This is a genomic window from Bosea sp. OAE506 (genome assembly GCF_040546595.1).
In the GTDB taxonomy this organism is placed as follows: domain Bacteria; phylum Pseudomonadota; class Alphaproteobacteria; order Rhizobiales; family Beijerinckiaceae; genus Allobosea.
In genome coordinates this window covers 1711153-1735322 of sequence record NZ_JBEPOB010000001.1, presented here as the reverse complement: position 1 = coordinate 1735322, position 24170 = coordinate 1711153, and the positions used below count along the sequence as shown (strand labels likewise).

Annotated in this window: 23 protein-coding genes and 1 pseudogene; 12 read left to right on the top strand and 12 right to left on the bottom strand. The window is 67.8% G+C overall.

Features of this window, described 5'->3' with window-relative positions; translation table 11 throughout:
- Positions 1 to 2: 2 nt before the first annotated feature.
- From ABIE41_RS08405 to ABIE41_RS08395, 3 genes are all read right to left on the bottom strand, one after another.
- Positions 3 to 188 (bottom strand): hypothetical protein, encoded by a 186-nt coding sequence (locus ABIE41_RS08405; protein WP_192644071.1) that lies wholly within the window; start codon positions 186 to 188, stop codon positions 3 to 5.
- 68 nt (positions 189 to 256) lie between these two features.
- Positions 257 to 1600 carry a sensor histidine kinase gene (locus ABIE41_RS08400; RefSeq protein ID WP_192644072.1) on the bottom strand — a complete coding sequence of 448 codons (1344 nt, stop codon included), beginning with the start codon at positions 1598 to 1600 and terminating at the stop codon, positions 257 to 259.
- The gene (locus ABIE41_RS08395; protein WP_192644073.1) at positions 1597 to 2331 is read right to left on the bottom strand and encodes a response regulator; all 735 of its coding nucleotides are present in this window, start codon (positions 2329 to 2331) and stop codon (positions 1597 to 1599) included. The genes ABIE41_RS08400 and ABIE41_RS08395 overlap by 4 nt, the downstream gene beginning before the upstream one ends.
- Positions 2332 to 2520: 189 nt before the next feature.
- Here ABIE41_RS08395 and ABIE41_RS08390 point away from each other — a divergent pair, with 189 nt between their 5' ends.
- The 4 genes from ABIE41_RS08390 (at position 2521) to ABIE41_RS08375 (ending at position 5483) form a co-directional block, all read left to right on the top strand.
- Positions 2521 to 2766, top strand: coding sequence for a hypothetical protein (locus ABIE41_RS08390; protein WP_192644074.1), 246 nt, complete (start codon positions 2521 to 2523; stop codon positions 2764 to 2766).
- A gap of 55 nt (positions 2767 to 2821) precedes the next feature.
- Positions 2822 to 3508, top strand: a complete 687-nt coding sequence (locus tag ABIE41_RS08385) for an SGNH/GDSL hydrolase family protein (RefSeq protein ID WP_192644075.1) — start codon at positions 2822 to 2824, stop codon at positions 3506 to 3508.
- A 95-nt stretch (positions 3509 to 3603) separates the two neighbouring features.
- Positions 3604 to 4611: an LLM class flavin-dependent oxidoreductase gene (locus tag ABIE41_RS08380; RefSeq protein WP_192644076.1), complete on the top strand. Its 1008-nt coding sequence runs from the start codon at positions 3604 to 3606 to the stop codon at positions 4609 to 4611.
- Positions 4612 to 4676: 65 nt separating this feature from the next.
- Positions 4677 to 5483 carry a transglutaminase-like domain-containing protein gene (locus ABIE41_RS08375; protein ID WP_192644077.1) on the top strand — a complete coding sequence of 269 codons (807 nt, stop codon included), beginning with the start codon at positions 4677 to 4679 and terminating at the stop codon, positions 5481 to 5483.
- On the opposite strand, the pseudogene ABIE41_RS08370 reads toward ABIE41_RS08375, so the two are convergent.
- From ABIE41_RS08370 to ABIE41_RS08355, 4 genes and pseudogenes are all read right to left on the bottom strand, one after another.
- Positions 5484 to 6327 (bottom strand): annotated as a pseudogene (locus ABIE41_RS08370) (metal ABC transporter permease).
- Positions 6324 to 7184 carry a metal ABC transporter permease gene (locus ABIE41_RS08365; RefSeq protein ID WP_192644079.1) on the bottom strand — a complete coding sequence of 287 codons (861 nt, stop codon included), beginning with the start codon at positions 7182 to 7184 and terminating at the stop codon, positions 6324 to 6326. Before ABIE41_RS08365 ends, ABIE41_RS08370 begins: the two are co-directional and overlap by 4 nt.
- Positions 7181 to 8074, bottom strand: coding sequence for a manganese/iron ABC transporter ATP-binding protein (locus ABIE41_RS08360; protein WP_192644324.1), 894 nt, complete (start codon positions 8072 to 8074; stop codon positions 7181 to 7183). The genes ABIE41_RS08365 and ABIE41_RS08360 overlap by 4 nt, the downstream gene beginning before the upstream one ends.
- 29 nt (positions 8075 to 8103) lie before the next feature.
- Complete coding sequence (locus ABIE41_RS08355; RefSeq protein ID WP_465247114.1) at positions 8104 to 8976, bottom strand: metal ABC transporter substrate-binding protein; 873 nt, start codon at positions 8974 to 8976, stop codon at positions 8104 to 8106.
- Between the two features lie 162 nt (positions 8977 to 9138).
- Here ABIE41_RS08355 and ABIE41_RS08350 point away from each other — a divergent pair, with 162 nt between their 5' ends.
- The gene (locus ABIE41_RS08350) at positions 9139 to 9588 is read left to right on the top strand and encodes a Fur family transcriptional regulator (protein WP_192644081.1); all 450 of its coding nucleotides are present in this window, start codon (positions 9139 to 9141) and stop codon (positions 9586 to 9588) included.
- A 117-nt stretch (positions 9589 to 9705) separates the two neighbouring features.
- On the opposite strand, the gene ABIE41_RS08345 is transcribed toward ABIE41_RS08350, so the two are convergent.
- Positions 9706 to 10668, bottom strand: coding sequence for a glutathione S-transferase family protein (locus ABIE41_RS08345; RefSeq protein WP_192644082.1), 963 nt, complete (start codon positions 10666 to 10668; stop codon positions 9706 to 9708).
- A gap of 105 nt (positions 10669 to 10773) precedes the next feature.
- A complete protein-coding gene (locus ABIE41_RS08340; protein WP_192644083.1) occupies positions 10774 to 12360 on the bottom strand; it encodes an OpgD/OpgG family glucan biosynthesis protein in 1587 nt (528 codons plus the stop codon).
- Positions 12361 to 13159: 799 nt separating this feature from the next.
- On the opposite strand from ABIE41_RS08340, the gene ABIE41_RS08335 reads away from it, so the two are divergent.
- The 7 genes from ABIE41_RS08335 to ABIE41_RS08305 all read left to right on the top strand — a co-directional run bounded on the left by ABIE41_RS08335 (position 13160) and on the right by ABIE41_RS08305 (position 20818).
- The gene (locus ABIE41_RS08335) at positions 13160 to 14305 is read left to right on the top strand and encodes a type III PLP-dependent enzyme (RefSeq protein ID WP_192644084.1); all 1146 of its coding nucleotides are present in this window, start codon (positions 13160 to 13162) and stop codon (positions 14303 to 14305) included.
- A gap of 229 nt (positions 14306 to 14534) precedes the next feature.
- A complete protein-coding gene (locus ABIE41_RS08330) occupies positions 14535 to 15071 on the top strand; it encodes a GNAT family N-acetyltransferase (protein ID WP_192644085.1) in 537 nt (178 codons plus the stop codon).
- Positions 15072 to 15271: 200 nt separating this feature from the next.
- Entirely contained in the window at positions 15272 to 16117 is an 846-nt protein-coding gene (locus ABIE41_RS08325) for a carbohydrate ABC transporter permease (RefSeq protein ID WP_305693492.1), read from the top strand.
- Complete coding sequence (locus ABIE41_RS08320; protein ID WP_192644087.1) at positions 16114 to 16968, top strand: carbohydrate ABC transporter permease; 855 nt, start codon at positions 16114 to 16116, stop codon at positions 16966 to 16968. Before ABIE41_RS08325 ends, ABIE41_RS08320 begins: the two co-directional genes overlap by 4 nt.
- An 11-nt stretch (positions 16969 to 16979) precedes the next feature.
- Complete coding sequence (locus ABIE41_RS08315; protein ID WP_192644088.1) at positions 16980 to 18311, top strand: ABC transporter substrate-binding protein; 1332 nt, start codon at positions 16980 to 16982, stop codon at positions 18309 to 18311.
- Between the two features lie 108 nt (positions 18312 to 18419).
- Positions 18420 to 19247: a phosphodiesterase gene (locus ABIE41_RS08310; RefSeq protein WP_192644089.1), complete on the top strand. Its 828-nt coding sequence runs from the start codon at positions 18420 to 18422 to the stop codon at positions 19245 to 19247.
- 134 nt (positions 19248 to 19381) lie between these two features.
- A complete protein-coding gene (locus ABIE41_RS08305; RefSeq protein ID WP_192644090.1) occupies positions 19382 to 20818 on the top strand; it encodes a homospermidine synthase in 1437 nt (478 codons plus the stop codon).
- Between the two features lie 118 nt (positions 20819 to 20936).
- Here the strand turns inward: ABIE41_RS08305 and ABIE41_RS08300 are convergent, their stop codons facing one another.
- The 3 genes from ABIE41_RS08300 to trxA form a co-directional block, all read right to left on the bottom strand.
- Positions 20937 to 22334, bottom strand: a complete 1398-nt coding sequence (locus tag ABIE41_RS08300) for an MFS transporter (RefSeq protein ID WP_192644091.1) — start codon at positions 22332 to 22334, stop codon at positions 20937 to 20939.
- Between the two features lie 181 nt (positions 22335 to 22515).
- The gene (locus ABIE41_RS08295) at positions 22516 to 23187 is read right to left on the bottom strand and encodes an LON peptidase substrate-binding domain-containing protein (protein WP_192644092.1); all 672 of its coding nucleotides are present in this window, start codon (positions 23185 to 23187) and stop codon (positions 22516 to 22518) included.
- 16 nt (positions 23188 to 23203) lie between these two features.
- A complete protein-coding gene (trxA, locus tag ABIE41_RS08290; protein WP_192644093.1) occupies positions 23204 to 24103 on the bottom strand; it encodes a thioredoxin in 900 nt (299 codons plus the stop codon).
- Between the last annotated feature and the right edge of the window lie 67 nt (positions 24104 to 24170).

Below are 24170 nucleotides of genomic sequence, written 5' to 3'. Positions count from 1 at the left end.
CGTCAGGAGGCCTTGTCGTCGGCGGCGCCCGGCTTCGTCGGCGCCTGGGCGGCGATCGGGTCGCTCGCCGGGAAGGTGTCCTTCAGCGCCTTGTCGAGCTCGGCGTCCGGGCCCTTCTTGGCGGCCTCGCGCTGCTCCTGCTGTTCCTGGCGCAGGCTTTCCTTGGCGGGATTGGTACTCGCAGTCATGTCGACCCCCTGTCGGGCCCGCGGCGCGGGCGATGGGAGGTGAACGCGTCAACCGGTGACGCGTTCCGCTACAAGCGCCGCGGCCAGGCGAGGCGAACCCGCAGGCCACCGCCCTCCCGGTCCGCGAGCATGAGCGTGCCGCGATGCGCCTCCGCGATCGCCCGCACGATCGAGAGGCCGAGCCCGAAGCCGCTGCCTTCCTTGAGCGTCCGCGCGGCGTCGCTGCGGTAGAACGGCGCGAACACCTTCTCGCGCTCCTCCGGGGCGATCCCCGGCCCGTCATCCTCGACCTCGATGGCGATGGTAGCGGTGTCGGAATCGTCGAGACGGACCGAGACCTTGCCGCCGAACTTGATGGCGTTGTCGATGAGGTTGTTCACGGCGCGCGTCATCTGGTCGGCGTCGCAGACGGCGGAGGCGCGCATCGGCCCGTCATAGATCACGATATGGCCGAGATCGGCGAAGTCGTCGCAGATCGTCTGGAGCAGGGCCGGCATGTCGGTCGCCGTCAGGCTGCCCGAGGCGCGCCCATCGCGCAGATAGGACAGCGCCGCTCCGACCATGCGCTCCATCAAGGCGAGATCGGCGACGATGGCGCGGCGCTGGCGCTCATCGGCGATCTCGTCGGCGCGCAGCCGCAGCCGCGTGATCGGCGTGCGCAGATCATGGCTGACCGCCGCCAGCATCCGGGTGCGATCGTCGATCAGCCGCCGGATGCGCGCCGCCATGCTGCCGAAGGCGCCGGCCAGCCGCTTCACCTCGACCGGCCCCTCCTCGGGGACCGCGAGCGTGTCGCGGTCGGGATCGAAGCGATCGATCGCCGCCGCCAGGCGCGACAGCGGCGAGGCCACGGCGCGCGCCGCCCAGAGCGAGAGCAGGCCGACGAGACAGGCCAGCAGCGCCAGCATGACGACGAGATAGCCGATGAACGCTCCACCCCGTGGCGGCGGCGCCATCGAAGCCGGCGTCATCGCCAACCCGCTGCCATCGGCAAAGCGGACGCCGAAGGGCGGCGGGCCGAAGCGGCCGGGCGCATGGTCGAGCATCAGCGCCTCGACCTTCGGCCCAACCTGCGTCTTCAGATTGTCGAGAAGCTGACGGTCGGCCCAGAACAGGTTGCGCTCGCTCGTGCGCGCCTCCGGCGGCAGCCGCGAGAGCTGGGGGTTGGCTGCCAGCGCGGTCTCGACGATGACTGCCCTGGCCTCCGGCGCGGGGGCCGCCTCGACCATGCGGGCGATCGCGATCAGGTCCGTGACATAGGGAAAGTTCGGAATGCGCTTGAGCTCGGGCGGCAGCAGCACGAGCAGGGCGACAATGGTGACGAGATTGGCCAGGACCAGCGAGCCGATCGCGATAACGGTGATCTGCGCGGCCGCCCGCGCCGGCATCAGCCGCAGCAGCAGCCGCCTCATCGCTCCGCGCTTTCGGCCGGCCGCTCGATCTCGGGGGAGAACATGTAGCCGCCGGAGCGGATGGTCTGGATCAGTTCGGGCTCGCGCGGATTGCGCTCCATCTTCTGGCGCAGCCGGCTAACGAGCACGTCGATCGAACGCTCGAAGGGCGCGGCCATGCGCCCCTGCGTCAGGTCCAGCAGCTGGTCGCGCGACAGCACGCGCCGCGGCCGTTCGCAGAAGGCAAGCAGGAGGTCGAGTTCGGCGCCCGTCAGCGGCACGCGCTCGCCGTCCGGGTTGAAGAGACGCCGCACCGCCTTGTCGAGCCGCCAGCCGGCGAAGGCCAGCACCGGGCTGTCGCCCACCTCGGCGGCCGGGGCGGCGCCGGCGCGCCGCAGCACCGCGCGGATCCGCGCCAAGAGCTCGCGCGGATTGAACGGCTTCACGAGGTAATCGTCGGCGCCCATTTCGAGACCGAGGATGCGGTCGATCTCCTCGCTCTTGGCGGTGAGCATGATGATCGGGATCGTGCCGTCGCTGCGCAGCCGGCGGCACAGGCTCAGCCCGTCCTCGCCCGGCAGCATCAGGTCGAGCACGATCAGGTCGAAGCGGCCGTCGCGCAGGGCCGCATCCATCTCCCGCCCATTGGGGACGGCCCGGACGCGGAAGTCGTTGTTGCGGAGGAAGCGCGAGACCAGCGTCGCGATCTCGCGGTCGTCCTCGACCACGAGGATATGGGGCGTTCTGCTCATGGTCTGGCTCTAGCGCCGGGTCGGGGCGAGGTCGCGGCCGGAGTTGTTTCCGATTGTTTCTGCCGCCGGGCGCGGAAAAGCAAGGATACCAGAAGCCCCCGCCCAGACGTCATCTAGCAAAGTCGGTGCCACAGAACGGCCGGCGGAAGGGCCCGTGCTGTCGCCATGACCGATCTCGCATCACCTATCATGTCCATTCCCCATCCGCGCCGGATCGCCTGGCGCCGGACCGTCCTTCGAGCGGCGGCCGGCGCCGCGATCCTCCTCGTGATCGCGCTCTGGCTCTGGGCGCTGCCAGCCCTGCTGTCGCGGCAGGGCTTCTTACTCCGCGGCGACGAGGCCTGCGCCCAACCCACCTGGCGCGACCCCGTGACCGGCCGGGCGAACCCGGCCCCCTCCTCCAGCCGCTGCGCGGCCAGCCGAACGGGGACGTGACATGGTGCCGTGTGCCCTTGGAGCTTCTCCCAGCAGCCGCCTCGCGGCGCTTCTCGTGCTCGTCCCTCTCGCCCTGATCGGCGGATCGTTGGCCGGCTTCGCCATCGGCCGCTTCTCGACCGCAGTGCCCTCCTACCGGGACCAGCGCCTCGTCCAGATCCGGGCCGATCTGCGCCATGTTGAAGGAGATTATCTCCTGGCGCTGGGCGATTCCCATGTCGCGCGCTGGCACGCCCGCGCGTTCTGCGGCCTGCCGCTGGTGAATGGCGGACTGCACGGCGCCACCACCGGCGACACGCGGGAGCTGCTGGACGAACTGGCTCTGCCCCGCCCGCCGCGGGCGATCATCCTGAGCGTCGGCACCAACGACGCCAACCGCAAGCGCTTCCGCGAGCCGCCCGAGGCGGTCCTGCGCTTCCGCCAGGCGTTCCGCGGCCTGCTCCGGCAACTGGCCGGGCGCGCGGAGCTGATCGTGATCGCCGCGCTGCCGCGGCTCGATGCACGGCAGGTGCCCGCCTTCTCGGAGGAGGCAGCCCTCGAGATCGCAGGTGCGGCTGCGGCGGCCTGTCGCCAGCAGGGATCCTGCCTCCCTGCCTCCGGCTTCGGCGACGGCATTCCGCTGAAGGACGGGCTGCATCTGGCCGATTACGACCGCGCCTATCGCGAGGCGGACCCCGGCATCTGCGCGGCGCTGGCACCGGGTGACGCCCCGCGGCAGAACCGCGGCGCAGGGGCGCCATGATCGCGCCCCGCGCCCACTGGACCGGGCCGGCGCGAGGCCCCATCTAGGAAAGCCGAACGCCACCGGTTCCCCAGGGAGCCCAAGTCGAGGCTGCCATGGTCGCCATCTCCGTTCTCGACCTCGTTCCCGTCCGCGAAGGACAGGAGCCGGGCGATGCGCTCCGCGCCTCGATCGACCTCGCCCGCCATGCCGAAGCCCTCGGCTACGGCCGTTACTGGGTCGCCGAGCACCACAACATGGTCGGCATCGCCAGCGCCGCCACCGCCGTCGTCATCGGCCAGCTCGCCGCCGCGACGAAGACCATCCGCGTCGGCGCCGGCGGCATCATGCTGCCCAACCATGCGCCGCTGATCATCGCCGAGCAGTTTGGAACGCTCGAGGCACTCTTTCCCGGCCGCATCGATCTCGGCCTCGGCCGTGCGCCCGGCACCGACCAGATGACGATGCGGGCGATGCGCCGCAGCCCGATGTCCTCCGACCAGTTCCCGCAGGACGTCCTCGAACTGCAGGCCTATTTTGCCCCGGCGGGGCCCAGCCAGACGATCCAGGCCGTGCCGGGCGCGGGACTCAACGTGCCGCTCTGGATCCTGGGCTCGAGCCTGTTCGGCTCCCAGCTCGCAGCCGAGCTCGGCCTGCCCTATGCCTTCGCCTCGCATTTCGCGCCCGATGCGCTGATGCAGGCGCTGGCGATCTATCGCGAGCGCTTCAAGCCCTCGGAGCAGCTCGCGCGGCCCTACGCCATGCCCGGCATCAACGTCATCGCCGCCGAGACCGATGCCGAGGCACGCCATCTCGCGACCTCGCTGCAGCAGCGCTTCGTCGGCATGGTGCGCGGCCAGCGCGGCAAGCTGCAGCCGCCGATCGACGACATCGAGACCTACTGGTCGCCGGCCGAAAAGGCCCATGTCGCGGGCATGCTGCGCTACGCCTTCATCGGTTCGCCGGACACGCTGAAGCGCCAGCTCGGCGCCTTCATGGCCGCGACACGTGCCGACGAGATCATGGTCACGGCGCCGATCTTCGACCATGAGGCGCGGAAGCGCTCCTACGAGATCCTGGCCGGCATCGCGCCGGAGCTGGGGGTTGAAGCCAGAGCGGCCTGACACTCAGGAACTTCCGCCCCCACATGGCGTTGCCCGGTCTCGCACAAGGCATTCCGGGGGGACCCATGAAACTCGACGTAGCGGCGACGCTGACCTATGGCTTCGACAGCGACACGCAGGTGATCGCCGCGATCGAGGCCGCGCGCTCGCCCGACCAGACGATCCTCTCGGAAAGTCTCACCATCTCGCCTGACGCGGCGTTGGTGCGCGATCTCCATCCCGAGACGGGTGAACGCCGCTTCCGTGCGGCCCTCTCGGGCCAGGTCGAGATCCGCTACCGGGCGCTGGTCGACAACGGCAACCGCGAGCCTCTCGGCCCCGGCGCGCGCCAGCATGACTGGTTGGAGCTGCCGCAGGAGGTGCTGCCTTATCTGCTGCCGAGCCGGTTCTCGCCCTCGGACGAGTTTATGCGCTTCGCCCAGCGCGAATTCTGCAGCATCCAGGGCGGCGGAGCCCGCATCCTCGCCGTGCTCGACTGGCTGCACGAGCATCTCGACTATGTCCACGGCGTCAGCCACGCCCAGACCACGGCGCAGCACACCTTCATCGATAGGGCCGGCGTCTGCCGCGACTTCACCCATCTCGGCATCGCGCTGACGCGGGCGCTGAACATTCCCGCCCGGGCGGTCAGCGCCTATGCGCTCGACCTCGACCCGCCGGATTTCCACGCCGTCTTCGAGGTCTATCTCGACGGCCGCTGGTGGCTCGTCGATCCGACGCGGCTGGCGCCCGTCGAGGGCATGGTTCGGATCGCGACCGGCCGCGACGCCGCCGACATCGCCTTCCTGACCAGCCAGTTCAACTGCCAGTGCCTGGCCCAGACCATCACGGTTTCGCGCGCCCCGGAGGGCGCCGATCTGCAGGCCGCCTGATCAGGCGGCGGTGGCGCGCCTGGACGCGCGGCGGAGATTGAGCCCCAGCGCCGCCAGGAAGAACACCGCCTGCACCACCACGATGCAGGGCCCTGTTGCGCCATCGAGATGATAGCTCAGGATCGTCCCGATGACGCTCGAGACGATCGCGACCGCGACCGCCACGACCAGCATGGCGTCGAACCGCCGCGTCGTCAGGAAGCCGATCGCGCCCGGTGCGATCAGCATGGCGACAACGAGGATGATGCCGACAGCCTTGAGCGCGGCCACGATCGTCAGCGCCAGCAGCATCAGCAGGCCGAAATTCAGCCAGCGCACGGGAAGGCCGATCGCCCGCGCAATGGGCGGGGTCGAAGGCCACCAGCAGAAAGTCCCGGCGCAGGGCGAGCATGATCACGATCGTCGGCACCGCGATCAGGGCCGTCTCCGCCAGATCCGACCAGCGCACGCCGAGCATGTTGCCGAACAGGATGTGGAGCAGGTGCTGGTCGCTCTCGACCTTGACGAACATCACGAGCCCGAGCGCAAACATGCCGGAGAAGACGATGCCCATCACCGTGTCCTCCTTTACCCGGCTGTTCTCCTTGAGGTAGCCGATGGCGAGCGAACAGCTCAGGCCCGCAACGAACGCGCCTGCGGCCAGCGGAAGGCCCGCGATCTGCGCCAGCACGATGCCGGGCAGGACGGCGTGGGACACCGCATCCCCCATCAGTGACCAGCCCTTCAGGATCAGGAAGCAGGAGAGCACTGCGCAGACGACGCCGACCAGCACCGCAACGAGCAGGCCGCGCTGCATGAACTCGTGCGACAGCGGCGCGATCAGCCAGGCGTCCAGCGCACTCATGGGCCCGTCTCCGGGACGGCCCGCGCGGCCCGCGCCGCCGCCAGCCGCCCGTGCTTGGGCGCGAAGACGAAGGCGAGCAGGAACAGGATCGTCTGGAACACCACGATCAGCCCGCCGGTCGAGCCGTCCAAGAAATAGCTCGCATAGGCGCCCGCCACGCTGGTCACGACGCCCAGCGCCACCGCCAGGCAGATCAGCCGGCCGAACCGGTCGCAGAGAAGATAGGCGGTGGCGCCCGGCGTGATCACCATCGCGATCACCAGCACGGCCCCGACCGTCTGCAGCGCGGCCACTGTGCAGGCGCTGAGCAAGACGAAGAACAGGATCTTCAGCCGGGTCGGGGACAGCCCGACGGCGCGCGCCTGGTTCTCGTCGAAGAAGACCAGCATCAGGTCGCGCCAGCGCAGCATGAGCACGGCGAGCGAGACGATGGCGATGATCGCGACCTGGACGACATCCTCGTCCGAGATGCCGAGGATGTTGCCGAGCACGATCGACTGCACGTTCACCGAGGTCGGGTTGATCGAGACGATCAGGAGCCCCGCCGCGAAGAAGGTGGTGAAAACGATGCCGATGACGGCGTCCTCGCGCAATTGCGTGCGCAGCCGCACCAGTGCCATGGCGAGCGCCGCCAGCATGCCCGAGAAGAAGGCGCCGGCCGCGTAGGGCACCTTGAGCAGATAGGCGAGCGCGACGCCGGGCACGATCGCGTGGGCCAGCGCATCGCCCATCAGCGACCAGCCCTTCAGCATCAGGAAGCAGGAGAGAAAGGCGCAGACGCCGCCGACCAGCGCCGAAACCCAGATCGCCCGGACCATGTATTGGTAGCCGAAGGGTTCCAGCAGAAGATCGATCACGGCGCGCGATCCTTTGCGGGATCGGCCGTCTCGCCGGTTGCCTTGCCGCCGGCGACGCGCTCGCTGTCGCGCTTGCCGTAAAGCACGAGCGGCCGCTCGTCGTCGGTAATGACCGTGACGCGCCGCTCGTCCTTGTCGTCATGGAGATCGGCGCCGCCAAGACGGAAGTGACGCAGCGCGCCGCCGAAAGCGCGCTGGAGATTGTCATGGGTGAAGGTCGTCGCGGTCGGCCCGGCTGCCAGCACCGTCCTGTTGATGATCACGACCTGGTCGCAGAAATCCGGGATCGAGCCGAGATTATGAGTCGAGACCAGCATCAGCCGGCCTTCGTCCCGCAATTCCCGCATCAGCGCCACGATCGCATCCTCGGTCTTCACGTCGACGCCCGTGAAGGGCTCGTCGAGCAGGATGACCTGCCCGCCCTGCGCCAGCGCGCGCGCCAGGAAGACGCGCTTGCGCTGGCCGCCGGACAATTCGCCGATCTGGCGGGTGCGGAACTCCAGCATGTTGACGCGCGCCAGCGCCTGGTCGACGGCCTCGCGATCCGCCTGCCGCGCGATCCGCAGGAGGCCCATATGGCCGTAGCGGCCCATCATCACCACGTCCTCGACCAGGACGGGGAAGGTCCAGTCGACCTCCTCGGCCTGCGGCACATAGGCGACGAGCCCGCGCTTCAGCGCCTGGCCCACCGGCAGCCCCGCGATCGAGACCGAGCCGCGCGCCGGCTTCAGAAACCCCATCAGCGTCTTGAACAGCGTCGATTTGCCAGAGCCGTTGATGCCGACGAGCGCGCAGATCGTGCCGGCCCCGAGCGCGAAGGAGGCGTCGGTCACCGCGGTCACGCCATTGGCGTAGCGCACGGTCACGCCCTCGACCGCAATCGAGGCCATCCCCTCATGGCGGCCGGCGGCCGCGGCGCTCACTGGCCGAAACCCTTCGCCACGGTGTCGACGGTGATCTCCAGCAGCCTGAGATAGGTCGGCACCGGCCCGTCCGCCGTCGACAGGGAGTCGACATAGAGCACGCCGCCATAGCGGGCGCCGGTCTCGCGCGCGACCTGCCGGGCGGCCTTGTCGGAGATCGTGCTTTCGCTGAAGACGGCCGGGATCTTGTTCTTGCGGACGAGGTCGATCAGCCGGCGCACCTGCTGAGGCGTGCCCTGCTGGTCGGCGTTGATCGGCCAGAGATAGGCTTCGCGCCAGCCATAGTCGCGCGCAAGATAAGAGAAAGCGCCCTCGCTGCTGACCAGCCAGCGCTGCGCCGGCGGCACCTTGTCGAGCCGTGCCCGCAGCGGCGCATCCACCGCCCGGATGCGCTCGGCATAGGCTTTCGCATTGGCGGCGTAGACCTCTGCCTTGGCCGGATCCGCGGCCGCCAGCGCCTTGCGGATGTTCTCGACATAGGTCAGCGCGTTCGTCGTCGACATCCAGGCATGCGGGTTGGGCCGCCCCTGATAGGGCCCCTCGGCAATGCCCATCGGCTCGACGCCTTCGCTGACCACGGCGCTGCGGACATTCTTCACATTGTCGAAGAAGCGCTCGAACCAGCGCTCGAGATTGAGCCCGTTCCACAAAACCAGATCAGCCGACTGCGCCTTCATAACATCGAGTGGCGTCGGCTGGTAGTCGTGGATCTCGGCGCCGGGCTTGGTGATCGATTCCACGATCGCCGCATCACCGGCGACGTTCTGCGCGATGTCCTGGATCACCGTGAAGGTGGTGACGACGCGAAGCTTCCTGTCCTGGGCGAAGGCTGCGCCCGACGGGGCCGTGAGCGCAATGCCCAGCAGCATCGCCCCGGAGAGCAGCACGGATCGTCTCGTGGACATGTCGGCTCCTGTCGGTTGGATTGTACGATACGCTATTGCAACGCAATCGCATCTGTCAATGCAGTTGCAACACATTTGCAATAAGAGCCTTTTGCAAATGCGTCGCAGAATTGCTATGCCGGCATCATGTCGGGAGTCGAGCAGCGCGTGGCCGGATTCGAGGGCCAGCTCAGGGATGCCGGGCTGCGGATGACGCAGCAGCGCCGGCTGATCCTGCGCGTGCTCGCGGAAGCCGACGACCACCCCGACGCCAAGGGCATCTTCACCCGCGCCTTTGCGGTCGATCCGACGCTGTCGCTCTCGACGGTCTATCGCACCATGAAGGTGCTGGAGACGCAAGGCGCCATCGAGCGCCACGCCTTCGAGGACGGCGTCTCCCGCTACGAGCATGCCGACCAGGAGCATCACGACCACCTCATCGACGTCGAGAGCGGCGAGGTGATCGAGTTTTCGTCGGACGCCATCGAGGAACTGCAGCGCCGCATCGCTGCCGAGCTGGGCTACGAACTCGTCCGCCACCGGCTCGAGCTCTACGGCCGCAAGAAGCGGCCGGGCGTTCGGGGGAAGAAGGCTTAGAGCGCGTCATGGTCGGGCTTGACCCGACCATCTCGGGAATCAGAAAGCTCGTGCGCTTCTTCCGGATGGAGATTCTCGGGTCTGCGCTTCGCTTCGCCCGAGAATGACGGCCTCGTCTCAGACGCCGACCAGTTCCGACAGATCCGGCCCCATCGGCACGATCCCCGTCGGATTGATGGTCCGGTGGCTCTCGTAATAATGCCGCTTGATGTGCCCGAGATCGACCGTGCCGGCGACGCCATCGACCTGGAACAGCGCCCGCAGATAGGCGCTCAGCCGCGGATAATCGGCGATGCGCCGGATGTTGCATTTGAAGTGGCCGACATAGACGGCGTCGAAGCGGATCAGCGTGGTGAAAAGCCGCCAGTCGGCTTCGGTAATGGCCTCCCCGGTGAGGAAACGGCGGCTCTCGAGCCGCTCCTCCAGCCAGTCCAGCGTCTCGAACAGCGGCTGGACGGCCTCTTCATAGGCGTCCTGCGTCGTCGCGAAACCGGCCTTGTAAACGCCGTTGTTCACTGTCGCGTAGATGCGCTCGTTCAGCGCGTCGATCTCGCTGCGCAGCGCCACAGGGTAGAAATCGCCGGCCTTGGCACCGATCCCGTCGAAAGCGCTGTTCAACATCCGGATGATCTCGGACGACTCGTTGTTGACGATCGTCCCCTGCCCTTTGTCCCACAGCACGGGCACGGTGACGCGCCCGCTGTAGCGGGGATCGGCCCGCGTATAGACCTGGTGCAGGAATTCCGCCCCCCCGATCGGATCGGGCACGACGCCCGGCCCTTCGGCAAAGGTCCAGCCCTGGTCGAGCATCAGCCAGTGGACGACGGAAACGTCGATCATCGCCTCCAGCCCCTTGAGCGCGCGAAAGATCAGCGCGCGATGCGCCCAGGGGCAGGCGAGCGAGACATAGAGATGATAGCGCCCCGGCTCGGCCTTGAAGCCGCCCTCGCCGCTGGGGCCTGGCGAGCCGTCAGCCGTCACCCAGTTGCGGAAGGCACTGTCCTGTCGCTGGAACCGCCCGCCGCTCTTGGCGGTGTCGTACCACTGGTCGCGCCATTGTCCGTCGACGAGCAGGCCCATTGCGCAGTCTCCTTAAGGCTTGGCGGGCCTTGCCCGTCCCGCTTCACCAACCCCGGAGGCCTCGGCCCGTTCCGACGGGAGACGAGGACCTGAGGTCGCGCCCCGTCAGATCTCCGCCCGCCAGGGGTAGCTCCAGGTCTCCGTTAGGGTCTTGTCGCCGCTCTTCAGGAAGGCGCGCATCTCCGCCAGCTGACCCGGCTCGACGACGATGTCGATGAAGGCGCGGAACCCGTTGGTCTTCGGGTTGGGCACGATGAAGGCGCGCTCGATCCGGCCATAGGCGATCGAAGGCACGATCTCGACCTTCTCCGGCTGCCGGAGATGGTAGTCGAGGTCGCCGCCGGCGAAATCGACGATGAAGCGCCGGGCCCCCGCATTGACCGGCTCGCCCGAGCCGAGCGCCTTGGGCTTCGCCTGATAGGTGTTGATGACGCGCCCGCCCGGATGCAGGTCGGCGGAATCCATCATCGACGTCAGCTTGTAGCCGAAGGAGAACTCGCGGCCCGGCTCCAGTGGCGCTTTCGGCGCCCAGAGCGCGACGATGTTGTCGTTGGTCTCGTCCGTGGTGGGGATCTCGATCAGCTCGACGACGCCCTCGCCCCAGTCGCCCTGCGGCTCGATCCAGTAGGACGGCCGCAGTTCGTAGTTCAGGTCGAGATCCTGATAATGCTCGAAGACGCGGTCGCGCTGCATCAGGCCAAAGCCGCGCACATTGCGCTCGACGAAGGAGGAGACCGCCTGCTGCTTGGGATTGCGCAGCGGCCGCCAGATCCACTCGCCCGTGCCGGAATGAACCATCAGCCCGTCGGAATCATGCAGCTCCGTGCGGAAATCGTCATGGAAGCGGCGGTCGTTCTCGCCGGTGAAGAACATCGAGGTCAGCGGCGCCAGCCCGAGCTTGTCGATCGGCTTGCGCGGGAACAGCGTCGCCCCTACATCGACCACGGCGTCCACGTCCGGATAGATATGGAAGCGATAGGCCCCGGTCACCGAAGGCGAATCCAGCAGGGCGTAGACCGTCACCCGCTCGGCGCTTGCCGCCGGCGCCTCGACCCAGAACTCCCGGAACATCGGGAATTCCTCGCCCGGCACGCCGGCGCCGATCGAGAGGCCGCGCGCCGACAGGCCGTAGCGCTGCTCGCGGCCGAGCACGCGGAAATAGCTCGCGCCGATGAAGGATATCAGCTCGTCGAAGACGCGCGGATCGTTGAGCGGGTAGTGCAGCCGGAATCCTGCGAAGCCGAGATTGACCGACAGCGGCTTGTCGAAGCGCACCCGGCCATAGTCGAAGAGATTGGCCGCATAGGGCACCGGCGTCGCCACGCCGTCGCGCACGACATTGACCACGACAGGCCGCGTGAACAGGAAGCCGGGATGGAACATCTGCATCCGGAACGGGCTGCCGTTCTGGGCGAGCAGCGCGCGTTCGGGCCGGAAGCGGATATCCCGCCAGGCATCGAAATCGAGCCGCGACAGCGGCTCGGGCAGCGTCGACCCGGCATCATAGGGCACGGCCGCGATCTCGCGCGCCCGCCGCAGCACGTTCTCGAAGCCGAAGCGCGGCAGCGGCGGCTCGGCGGACGTGTCAGCCTGCGGAGCCGGCTGCTGCGCCAGCAGGGCCGAGGGCGCGGTCGAGAAGCCGAGGGCGGCTGAAAGCCCCGCCAGGACGCGGCGGCGGTCGATCGTGGTCATGACGGATCCGTGGTCTGGCGACCGCCGGAAGCCGGCCGCCGAAGGCTTGCATGCCCGTGACTTAGGCGAGGAAATGGGGCCGGTCTAGGGCCGGGTGGCAAGGGGAAATCGCCAGCGCTCAAGCGATGGCCAGCGTCAGGGCTGGGCGATCAGGCCAAACACCGGTCCTGAAGCAGCAGCGCGTCGCCGCGCATGATGCAGGGGGCGGCGATCGACAGCTCGATCGTCTTTCAGATCGTGACGCCTCGGCTCCTCGACAGGCGGCGATACCGACGACGGCGCGAACCGTACAAATCGATGCCGCCGTCAAAAAACCTCTTGTAGCGGGGGGGCATCATCCGTATATGCGCTCTACCCAATTCGCACGTGCCTGTGGCCGCGTGTCAGTCGGTGGGCATCCGGACAAGAGGCCGGACAGCCGCCAGGTGTTGGAGACGGATGGAGGGGGATGGATATCCCCTCAAATCACGCTCCCGGTTCCCTTCTCCAGGGAACTGTCACCGAACAGCGACTGGCAGCCGGAGGCGAAACCGGCGAACCCCGAATCTCCACGGGGGACGCAGCTTAAAGCAACGACGGAACGGGCTTTTTTTGGTCTCGCTGGTCCTCCAAAGACCAGCACCGAAGAGGCTTGTCCTTCATTGCCGGGCGTGCGGGGTCTTCCCCAAGCGACGGTTACAGGGTCCGGACGTTTCGTTCGGTGATGTGCGGCGTTTCCAACGCGTCGCGGATCGCACGATCGACTCAAGCCGGCTTCATGTCGCATCGGCGCCGCTTGCGCCGGAGGGAGTCGCGTCTCATGACCGAGCGCATCCGTGAATTCCTTCGTACCCGCCGCGAGGATGGGCCCTGCGTCGTCATCGATCTCGATGTCGTGCGCGACAATTACCAGGCCTTCTCGCGGGCCCTTCCCGACACGCGCGTGTTCTACGCCGTGAAGGCGAATCCCGCGCCGGAAGTGCTGGCGCTGCTGGCCAAGCTCGGCTCCTGCTTCGATTGCGCCTCGGTCGTCGAGATCGAGCTCGCCCTCGCGGCCGGCGCCACGGCGGATCGCATCTCCTTCGGCAACACGATCAAGAAGGAGCGCGACGTCGCCCGCGCCATGGAGCTCGGCGTGCGCCTCTTCGCCGTCGACTGCACGGCCGAGGTCGAGAAGGTCGCCCGTTCGGCAAACGCCACCGGCGCGAAGGACGTGCGCATCTTCTGCCGCATCCTCTGCGACGGCGCCGGCGCCGACTGGCCGCTCTCGCGCAAGTTCGGCTGCGTGCCCGAAATGGCCGCGGACGTGCTCGAGCACGGCCATCGTCTCGGCCTGGCCGCCTATGGCATCTCGTTCCATGTCGGCTCGCAGCAGGCGAATGTGAACGCCTGGGATTCCGCCTTGGCCTCGGCCTCGGCGGTGTTCAAGGAGTGCGCCACCCGTGGTCTCTCGCTGTCGATGGTCAACCTCGGCGGCGGCTTCCCGGCGCGCTACCTGAAGCCGATCCCGGGCGTGCCCTCCTATGGCGATGCGATCTTCCAGGCGCTGTCGAAGCATTTCGGCAACCAGCTCCCGGAGACGATCATCGAGCCGGGTCGCGGCATGGTCGGCAATGCCGGCCTGATCGAGACCGAGGTCGTCCTGATCTCGAAGAAGGCCGCGGACGATCAGGTCGCCTGGGTCTATCTCGACATCGGCAAGTTCAACGGTCTCGCCGAGACCATGGACGAGGCGATCCGCTACCCGATCCGCAGCGCCCGCGACGGCGATGCGACAGTGCCCTGCATCCTGGCCGGCCCGACCTGCGATTCGGTCGACGTCATGTACGAGAAGACCCCGTACATGCTGCCGTTCAGCCTCGAGATCGGCGACAAGCTGCTGATCGAGGGCACGGGCGCCTATACGACGACCTATTCGGCCGTCGCCTTCAACGGCTTCCCGCCGCTGAAGCAGTACGTCATCTGACGAAACGGGGCGCCGCAAGGCGCCCCTCCACCATCGGGTCCGGCGAAGCGCCCTGCCATGATCGGCAGGCCGCCCGCAATTTCGGGCGGAGCGTCCGCGCCTCCAGAAGGAAGCGCAGCGGACGTGGCTCCCGCCGGACCCTCTTCCACACATCCCTGTTGCTTGTGGCCGCGTTCGCGCGGCGCCGGGAAGGTCTGCTGATCGCAGGCGCTCCGGCCGGAGGTGCGTCATGATCACGATCCGCGACGAAATCGCTGCCGACATTCCCGCCCGCGAGGCGCTGCTCGACCGCTGCCTCGGCGAGCGCCGCACCGCCAAGTCGAGCGAGCGCCTCCGCGAGGGTCGTTTGCCGGCTGAAGGCCTGGCTTTGACCGCCGAGCGCGACGGCGTCGTTGTCGCGACGGTGCGGCTCTGGCCTGTCGAGGCCGGCGGCAAGGCCGCGCTCCTGCTCGGCCCGCTCGCGGTCGCGCCGGAGCTGCAAGGCGAGGGGCTAGGCCGCGCGATGATGCGCGAGGCGATCTGGCGCGCCGCCTGCCGCGGCCATGGCGCGGTGCTGCTCGTCGGCGACGCCGCCTATTACGAGCGCTTCGGCTTCTCGGGTGATCTGACCCGCGATCTCGCCATGCCCGGCCCGTTCGAGCGCGAGCGCTTCCTCGGCCTCGAACTGCGCGACGGCGCGTTGTCGGGCGCCAGCGGCGTCCTCGCCGCGACCGGCCGTCCGGACGCTGCCGCGCCGTCCGCGGAGCCCGCGCGCCGCGCCGCCTGAGGATAACCATGACGGCCCCGGTGTTTCGCCGGGGCCGTCACGCATCCGTCATCGAAACGTAGCCGCTCCGTCGTCACCGCCCGCCATGACCCCGCCCGAAGGTGGGGGCCATGGCGCAGGCGGTTTTGACGGCAGACAAGGCGAGGGATTGGAGCGCGCCGCGCTGGCGGCCGCGTCAGTCGACCCTGCTCGCCTTCGCGATGCTGGCGCCCTCGCTGCTGTTCCTGGCGCTGTTCACTTACTGGCCGGTCGTCCAGGTCCTCTGGCAGTCGCTGCACGGGCAGGTCCGCGTCGGTGGCCCACAGGCCTATGTCGGCCCGCAGAATTTCCTGAAGCTCTTCGCCGACCCTGCCTTCCGCAAGGCGCTGGCCAACAACCTCGTCTACGCGCTCGGCACGGTGATCCCGAGCCTCGTCCTGGCGCTGGGCTTCGCCATGGCGCTGGCGCGGTCGAGTCGGGTCAATGCGCTGTTCCGCGCGCTCTTCTTTCTGCCCGTTCTGATCCCACTGGTCGCGGCCGCCTCGATCTTCCTGTTCCTGTTCCTGCCCAATGTCGGGCTGCTCGACTACCACCTCGCCAAGCTCGCGATCTCCGGCCCCAACTGGCTCGGCGATCCCGACATCGCGCTCTGGTCGATCATGGCGCTGACGATCTGGAAGAACGCCGGCTACTACATGTTGTTCTTCCTCGCTGGCCTCCAGGCCGTGCCGGCGGACGCCTATGAGGCGGCGATCCTGGATGGCGCCGGCCCCTGGCAGCGCCTGCGCTACGTCACCCTGCCCTATCTCAAGCCGACCATCGGCTTCGTGCTGGTCATTGGCCTGCTCAACGTCGTCACACAGGTCGACCATGTCTTCGTGCTGACCAAGGGCGGCCCGTCGGACTCTACCAACCTGCTGCTGTTTTATGTCTACCAGCAGGCGGTCGAGAACTACGACGCCGGCCGCGCCGCCGCCGGCACGCTGGTAATGCTGGCGCTGTTGCTCGTCGTCACCGCGTCCTCGCTGCGCACACTCGAACGCTCCTTCGGGGAGAAGGAGGCATGAGCGCTGCCACCATGAGCACCGGCGTTTCGACCGGCGAGATCACGCCGAAGCTCGGCTATGCCGCGACGCTGCTGGTCGCCGGCCTCTGGATGGTGCCCTTCCTCTGGATGCTGGTCGCCGCCTTCAATCCGCAGAGCATTGGCACCGGCATGGCCTCGCTGGTGCCGTCCTACGTCCCGACTCTGGCGAATTTCCGCGAGGCCTGGGCCTCGGCCGATTTCCCGCGCTACGGGCTGAACACGACGATCATCAGCTTGGGCATCCTCGCCGTGCAGATCGTCACCATCACGCTCGCCGGCTACGCCTTCGCCCGCCTGGAGTTCCCCGGCCGGACGCTGTGCTTCTATCTCTTCCTGCTCCAGCTCATGCTGGCGCCGGTCGTGCTGATCGTCCCCAATCTGACGACGATCGCGAAGCTCGGCCTCTATGACAGCCTGCTCGGCGTAATGGCGCCCTATTTTGCCTCGGCCTTCGGCACCTTCCTGATGCGCCAGGCCTTCCGGGCGATCCCGCGCGAACTGGAAGACGCCGCCCTGATCGACGGCGCCAGCGTCTTCCAGCGCATCGGCTTCATATATCTGCCCCTGGCCAAGCCCTCGCTCGTCGCCTTCTCGATCGTCTCCGTCACCGCCCATTGGAACGAGTTTCTCTGGCCGCTGATGGTGATCAATTCGCCCGATCTGCGCCCGCTCACAGTCGGCCTCGCCTCCTTCACCCGCGGCGCCGAGGGCGCACAGGCCTGGGGCGTCATCGCGGCGGGAACCCTGCTGGTCAGCGCCCCCCTGCTGATCGCGTTTGCGCTGTTCCAGCGCGCCTTCGTCAACTCCTTCGTCTCCTCCGGCATCAAGTAAGGGAAGCCACCATGACGACCACCCGACGCAACATCCTCGCCGGTGCCGCGCTCGCCGCGAGCTTCGCGCTCTCGCCCGCCTTCGCGCAGGCGCCCACCGAGATCGAGCTGTTCTTCCCAGTCCCCGTCGATGGCCAGCTCGCCCGCGACATGGCCGCCCTGATCAAGGAGTTCAACGAGAAGAACCCGTCGATCAAGGCCACCCCGGTCTATACCGGCTCCTATGACGAGACCCTGATCAAGACCCGCGCCGCGATGAAGGCCGGCAAGCCGCCGGCCGCCGTGATCATGTCCGCCAACTTCCTGCTCGACCTCAAGATCGAGGGCGAGATCCAGCCGATGGACGGCTTGATCAAGGCCGACGGCAAGACCAACGACCAGTTCATGGGCCAGTTCTTCGACGCGCTGCACGGCAATGCCGTCCTCGACCGTCAGGTCTATGGCGTGCCCTTCCACAACTCGACGCCGCTGCTCTACGTCAACACCGACCACCTCAAGGAGGCCGGCCTCGACCCCGACAAGCTGCCGGCGAACTGGGAAGAGCTGGTCGCGACCGCCAAGAAGCTGACCAAGCGCGAGGGCGACCGCGTCACCCGCTGGGGCATGATGATGCCCTCCAACTACGACTATGGTGGCTGGATCCTGCAGGCCCTGACCCATTCCAATGGCGGCCAGTGGTTCAATGTCGATTACGGCGGCGAGGTCTATTACGACACGCCGTCCATGCTCGGCGCCCTGACCTTCTGGTCCGACCTCATCGCCAAGCACAAGGTGCATCCGGCCGGCGTCCAGGCAGGCGGCGCGGTCTCCTCGGCCTTCCTCTCCGGCCAGGCCTCGATGATGCTGCTCTCGACGGGCTCGCTGACCCATATCCGCACCAACGCGAAGTTCCCCTACAAGGTCGCCTTCGTGCCGAAGAACGTGAAGAACGAGGTGCCGATCGGCGGCGCCTCGCTGGTGATCCCGACCGGCGTCGAGGGCGAGCGCCGCAAAGCCGCCTGGACGCTGATCAACTGGATGACGAGCCCTGAGAAGTCCGGCTGGTGGAGCCGCGCCACCGGCTATTTCGCGCCCAACAAGGCCGCCTATGACACGCCCGAGATGAAGGAGTTCATCGCCAAGAACCCCGACGCCGGCATCGCGGTGAGCCAGCTTTCCTTCGCCAAGCCGTGGTTCGCCACCTACAAGACCGTCCCCGTCCGCAAGGCCATCGAGGACGAGCTGGCCGCCGTGCTCTCGGGCAAGAAGACGCCGAAGGAGGCCCTCGTCGCCGCCCAGAAGGGCGCCGACGAGATCATGCGTCCTTATGTCGAGCAGACCGCGCTGAAGCTGCCGACGAACTGAGGCCAGCAACAATCGTCATGCCCGGCCTCGAGCCGGGCATCTCATCATCACTCTTCTGCCTGAGATGGCCGGGTCAAGCCCGGCCATGACGGCGTGCTGGACACCACCATGCTCATCGCCCAGATCACCGACCTGCATATCCGCCCGCGCGGCAAGCCCGCCTATCGTGTCTCCGAGACCAATGCGCTGAGCGAGCGCGCGCTCGATGTCGTGGCGCGGCTCTCGCCCCGGCCCGATCTGCTGGTGATCACCGGCGATCTCACCGATTGCGGACTGGCCGAGGAATATGCCCTGCTGCGCACCATGCTCGACGGCCTCGGCATTCCGGTCCTGCTCGTGCCGGGCAACCATGACCGCAGGGAGACGCTGACCGCAGGGCTGGCGCTCGATCCCCGCCAGTTGCTCGATGACGGCTTCGTCCAGTTCGTCGCCGATTGCGGCCCGATGCGGCTGATCGGCCTCGACACACTGCTGCCGGGCAAGAGCGCCGGCGCGCTCTGCCCCGCGCGGCTCGCCTTCCTCGACAAGGCGCTGACGGAAGCCGACGGCAAGCCGGTCGCGATCTTCATGCACCACCCGCCCTTCGACTGCGGCATCCGGCACATGGACGCGATCCGCCTCCTCGACGGCGCGCAGGAGTTCGCCGCGATCGTCGCGCGTCATCCCAACATTGAGCGCATCCTCTGCGGCCATCACCACCGGCCGATCGTGACGCGCTTTTCCGGCACGATCGCGCAGATCGCGCCAAGCGTGACCCACGCCGTCACGCTCGACCTCTCGGAAGCGAGCCCTTCGACCTTCCACATGGAGCCTCCGGCCTATCTGCTCCATTCCTTCCGCGAGGGTGCGGGCTTCGTCACGCACACGGCTTTCGTCGAGCGCTCGCCCGGCCCCTACCCCTTCGTGCTCGACGCCGATTATCCCGGCAGCCACTAGCCCTCCGCGGGGTGCGCTCGCGACCGCCTGTGCGGTTGATGTTTGACTTAGGCGGCGCTTCCCCCCTAGGAGCCGGGGTGGCTCCGCGCGGCCACCCTCTCAACAGCGCCGATCCCAAAGGAGACAACCCGAGAATGAGCACCTGGCCCGTCTATGGAGAGATCACCGGCCCGATCGTGATGATCGGCTTCGGTTCGATCGGCCGCGGGACGCTGCCGCTGATCGAACGGCACCTGAAGTTCGACAAGAGCCGCTTCGTCGTCATCGCTCCCGATGACCAGAACCGCCACCTCCTCGACGAGCGGGGCATCCGCTTCATCCAAGAAGCCGTGACGCTCGAGAACTACAAGGACATGCTGTCCCCTCTGCTCACCGCCGGCGGCGGGCAGGGCTTCTGCGTGAACCTCTCCTGCGACACCGGCTCGCGCGACATCATGGAGCTCTGCTCGAGCCTCGGCGCGCTCTACATCGACACGGTCAACGAGCCCTGGCTCGGCTTCTATTTCGACGAGACCAAGGGCCCGGGCGAGCGCTCGAACTATGCCCTGCGCGAGATGACGCTCGCCGCCAAGCGCGCGCGGCCCCCCGGCTCGACCACGGCGGTCTCCTGCTGCGGCGCCAATCCCGGCATGGCCTCCTGGCTCGCCAAGAAGGGCCTGCTCAACATCGCCGCCGACATGCGCCTGAACGTGCCGCAGCCGACCACCCGCGAGGAATGGGCCGGGCTGATGAAGCAGGTCGGCATCAAGGGCATCCATATCGCCGAGCGTGACACCCAGCGTTCGAAGAACCCCAAGCCCCCCGGCGTCTTCGTCAACACCTGGTCGGTCGAGGGATTCATTTCCGAGGGCGTCCAGCCGGCCGAGCTCGGCTGGGGCACCCATGAGAAGTGGATGCCGGAGAATGCCCGCACCCACGAGACCGGATCCCAGGCGGCCATCTACCTGATGCAGCCGGGCGCCGCGACCAAGGTCCGCAGCTGGTGCCCGACGCCGGGTCCCCAGCACGGCTTCCTGGTGACGCATAACGAGTCGATCTCGATCGCCGATTATTTCACGGTGCGCGACGACGCTGGCCGGGCGATCTATCGTCCGACCTGCCACTACGCCTATCATCCCGCCAATGACGCGGTGCTCTCGCTGCACGAGATGTTTGGCAATGCCGGCCGCCCGCAGGAGGAGCATCACATCCTCGACGAGGAAGAGGTCATCGACGGCATCGACGAGCTCGGCGTGCTGCTCTACGGCCACGAGAAGGGCGCCTACTGGTTCGGCTCGCAGCTCTCGACCGAGGAGACCCGCAAGCTCGCCCCCTACCAGACCGCAACCGGCCTGCAGGTCACCTCGGCCGTGCTCGCCGGCATGGTCTGGGCGCTGGAGAATCCGAAGGCCGGCATCGTCGAGGTCGAGGAGATGGATCTCGACCGCTGCCTCGAAATCCAGATGCCCTATCTCGGACCGGTGAAGGGCTACTACACCGACTGGACCCCGCTCGATGGTCGCCCGGGCCTCTTCCCGGAAGACATCGACGAAAGCGACCCCTGGCAGTTCCGGAACATTCTGGTTCGGTGAACAGCCGTCATTCTCGGGCGATGCACAGCATCGACCCGAGAATCTCATGACGAGAAGAATGCTGGTTTCCCAGATGCTCGGGTCAAGCCCGAGCATGACGAGCCGGATCAAACGGGCGCTACGGCGCCCGTTTGACGTTCACCCCCGCCAGCAGCGCCCCGCCAGTGAGGAAGAACAGGATCAGCACGGCCAGCCCCGCACGCTGGCTGGCGAACACCGTCGTCGCCAGCGCCACCAGCGTCGGCCCCAGAAACGACGTGACCTTCCCCGACAGCGCGAACAGCCCGAAGAACTCGCCGACGCGGTCGGGCGGCGCCAGACGCGCCATCAGGCTGCGCGAGGAGGCCTGCAGCGGCCCGGCAACGAGCCCGATCAGCAGCCCTAAGCCCAGATAGACCTTCTCCGGCAGCGAGCCGAACAGCCCGTCGCCAGGCGTCGCCGGCGCCGCCTCGATGACGAACAGGATGCGGTCGGGCGCCAGCGAGAGAATGCCGAGGCAAGCCAGCAGCAGGCAGCCGATCGAGCCCAGCACCACCGTCTTGCCGCCGATCGCATCGTCGACCCGGCCACCGATCCAGGCGCCGAACGTGCCGGTCACCGTCAGCAGGATGCCGAACACGCCGATCTCGATCGTCTGCCAGCCGAAGACGCCGGCGGCATAGATGCCCCCGAAGGCGAACAGCGCCACCAGCGCATCCTGATAGATCATGTTGGCGAGCAGGAAGCGTCCCAGCGACGGCAGCCGCGGCAGTTCTCGCAGCGTGTCCATCAGGCGCCCGACGCCGCCTTTCGCGGCTTCCGAGAGGCTCATCCCGGTGCGGGTCGTGTCCGGCGTCAGCAGGAACATCGGCGCGACGAACACTACGAACCACAAGGCCGTCAGCGGCCCGGAGAAGCGGTCGCCCTCGCGCACCGCAGCGTCGAGCCCCAACATCGGCGTCAGACCGACCAGCGTCTTGCCCGTCAGCGGATCGGCCGCCAGCAGCGCCAGCACGATCGCCAGCGAGATCAGCCCGCCGAGATAGCCGATGGCCCAACCCGTGCCCGAGAGCCAGCCCAGCCGCTCCGGCGGCACCAGCCGCGTCATCATCGCGTTGTTGAAGGTGGTCGCGAATTCCGCACCGATGGTCGCGACGACGAAGCCGGCCAAGGCGATTGGCACCGCCCAGGGCGATCCCGGCACGGCGAACCAGAGCGCGCCCGAGCCCAGCACCAGCATCGCGCCGAACACCGCGATCCAGGGCTTGCGCGGCCCGGTCCGGTCGGCAATGCCGCCGAGCAAAGGCGAGAGCAGCGCGATGCACAGGCCCGCAAAACCCGTCGCATAGCCCCACAGCGCCTGCCCCTGCGCCGGATCGGACGCCAGCGCGGCGGCGAAGAACGGCGCGAAGACGAAGGTCGTGATCAGCGTGAAGAAGGGCTGGGCCGCCCAATCGAAGAACAGCCAGGCGGTGACGGCGCGGCGGGGTGGATAGCGAACCGGCGGCATGGCCGCAGTATCGACGGACGAACTCATCTGCACCGCCAGCTGATCGATGTTTCAGCACCAAGCCTCAAACGAGCCGTCGTCCCGGACGCAGCGCAGCGGAGATCCGGGATCCATTCCGGAACGCTTGTCCTGAGAGGCTCAGGAATGGATCCCGGGTCTCCCTTCGGTCGCCCGGGATGGCGGCGAGCAGGGGAAAACCGGGAGAGGTTCACTGCAGCGTCGTCTCGGGATCGCCGCCGCTGCGGGCCAGCTCGATCTCGGTGATCGCGACCAGCACCTCGGCCCGATCCTTCAGGGTCGGCGCTTCCAGCAGAGCCTGCTTCTCGCGCGGGCCGAAGGGGCACATCATCGAGAGCGCGTTGACCAGCGCCTCGTTGGGGGCCTCGTTGACGCCCTTCCAGTCGATTTTGAGCTCGCTCGCCTTGGCGAAGGCGCGCAGCGCCTTGAGCAGCGCGTTGCGATCGACCGACTCTTCGCCGGCCCGGGCCGTGAAGTCGATCAGATAGTCATCATAGCCGATGCGGCACTGGCGGTAGGGGGTCGTCACCGAGAGCTCCTCGGCGATGCGGAAGCGCGCGATCCCGGTCAGCGTCAGGATGTAGCGGTCGTCGCCGGTCTCGGCGAACTGCGTGATGCGACCGAGGCAGCCGACCTGCAGCAGGCCCGGCGTCGCCGCCTGGCGGCTGCTCTCCGGCTCCGGCTGGACGATGCCGATGACGCGATGCGTGCGGATCGCGTCGTCGATCATGGCGATGTAGCGCGGCTCGAAGATGTTGAGCGGCATCTGCCCGCGCGGCAGCAGCAGCGCGCCGCCCAGCGGGAAGACCGGCACCACGGCAGGGCAATCCTCCGGCCCGTTATAGACGGCGTTCATGCCCATCGGCCGCTCCTCGCGTTCAGGAGAACAACAGGGTGGAGAGCTTGCGACGCCCCGCCATGCTGTGCTCGTCCATCGGCCCCCAGGCTTCGAAGAACTGCAGCAGCTGCTTGCGCGCGCCGTCGTCGTTCCAGGCCCGGTCGGCCTTGATGATGGCGATCAGATGATCGACCGCCTCCTCGCGCCGGTCGCGCGCATTGAGCGCCAGCGCCAGGTCGAAACGCGCTTGGTGGTCCTTCGGATCCGCGGCGACCTTCGCCTCCAGCTCCGCCGTGTCGCCGAGCGCCGCGGCCTGCTGCGCAAGCTCGATCGCGGCGCGCACCGCAGCGATCGCGGGATCGGCCGCCTTCGCCTCGGGCACCATGCCGAGGATGCCGATGGCCCCCTCGAGATCGCCGAGATCGAGATGCAGCTTCGCCAGCCCTGCGATCGCCGCGACATTGTCGGGCTCGAGCTCCAGCACATGGGCGTAGAGCTCGCTGGCGCCGGCGGCATCGCCGGCCTCGATCGCCGCCTTCGCCGCGGCGATCAGCTCCTCCGTCTCGCCCGGCCCCATCGTGCCGACGAGCTTCTCGATGAAGGCCTTCACCTGGCTCTCGGGCTGCGCGCCCATGAAGCCGTCGATCGGCTGGCCCTGCTTGAAGGCAATCACGGCGGGGATCGACTGGATGCCGAGCTGGCCCGGGATCTCCGGGAACTCGTCGATGTTCATCTTGACCAGCCGCACCTTGCCGCGCGCCGCCTTGACGACCTTCTCGATCACCGGGGTGAGCTGCTTGCAGGGGCCGCACCACGGCGCCCAGAAATCGACGAGCACCGGCTGCTTCATCGACTCCGCGATGACATCCTGCCGGAAGCCCTGGGTGCTCGTGTCCTTGATCAGGCCGGGTTGCTCGGCCGCATCGCCATTGACCAGCATGGGTCGTCCTTCATCGCACGCATATCGGAAACGGGGTGGTCCGGCCGCGCCCGCAGCCCGGCCCATA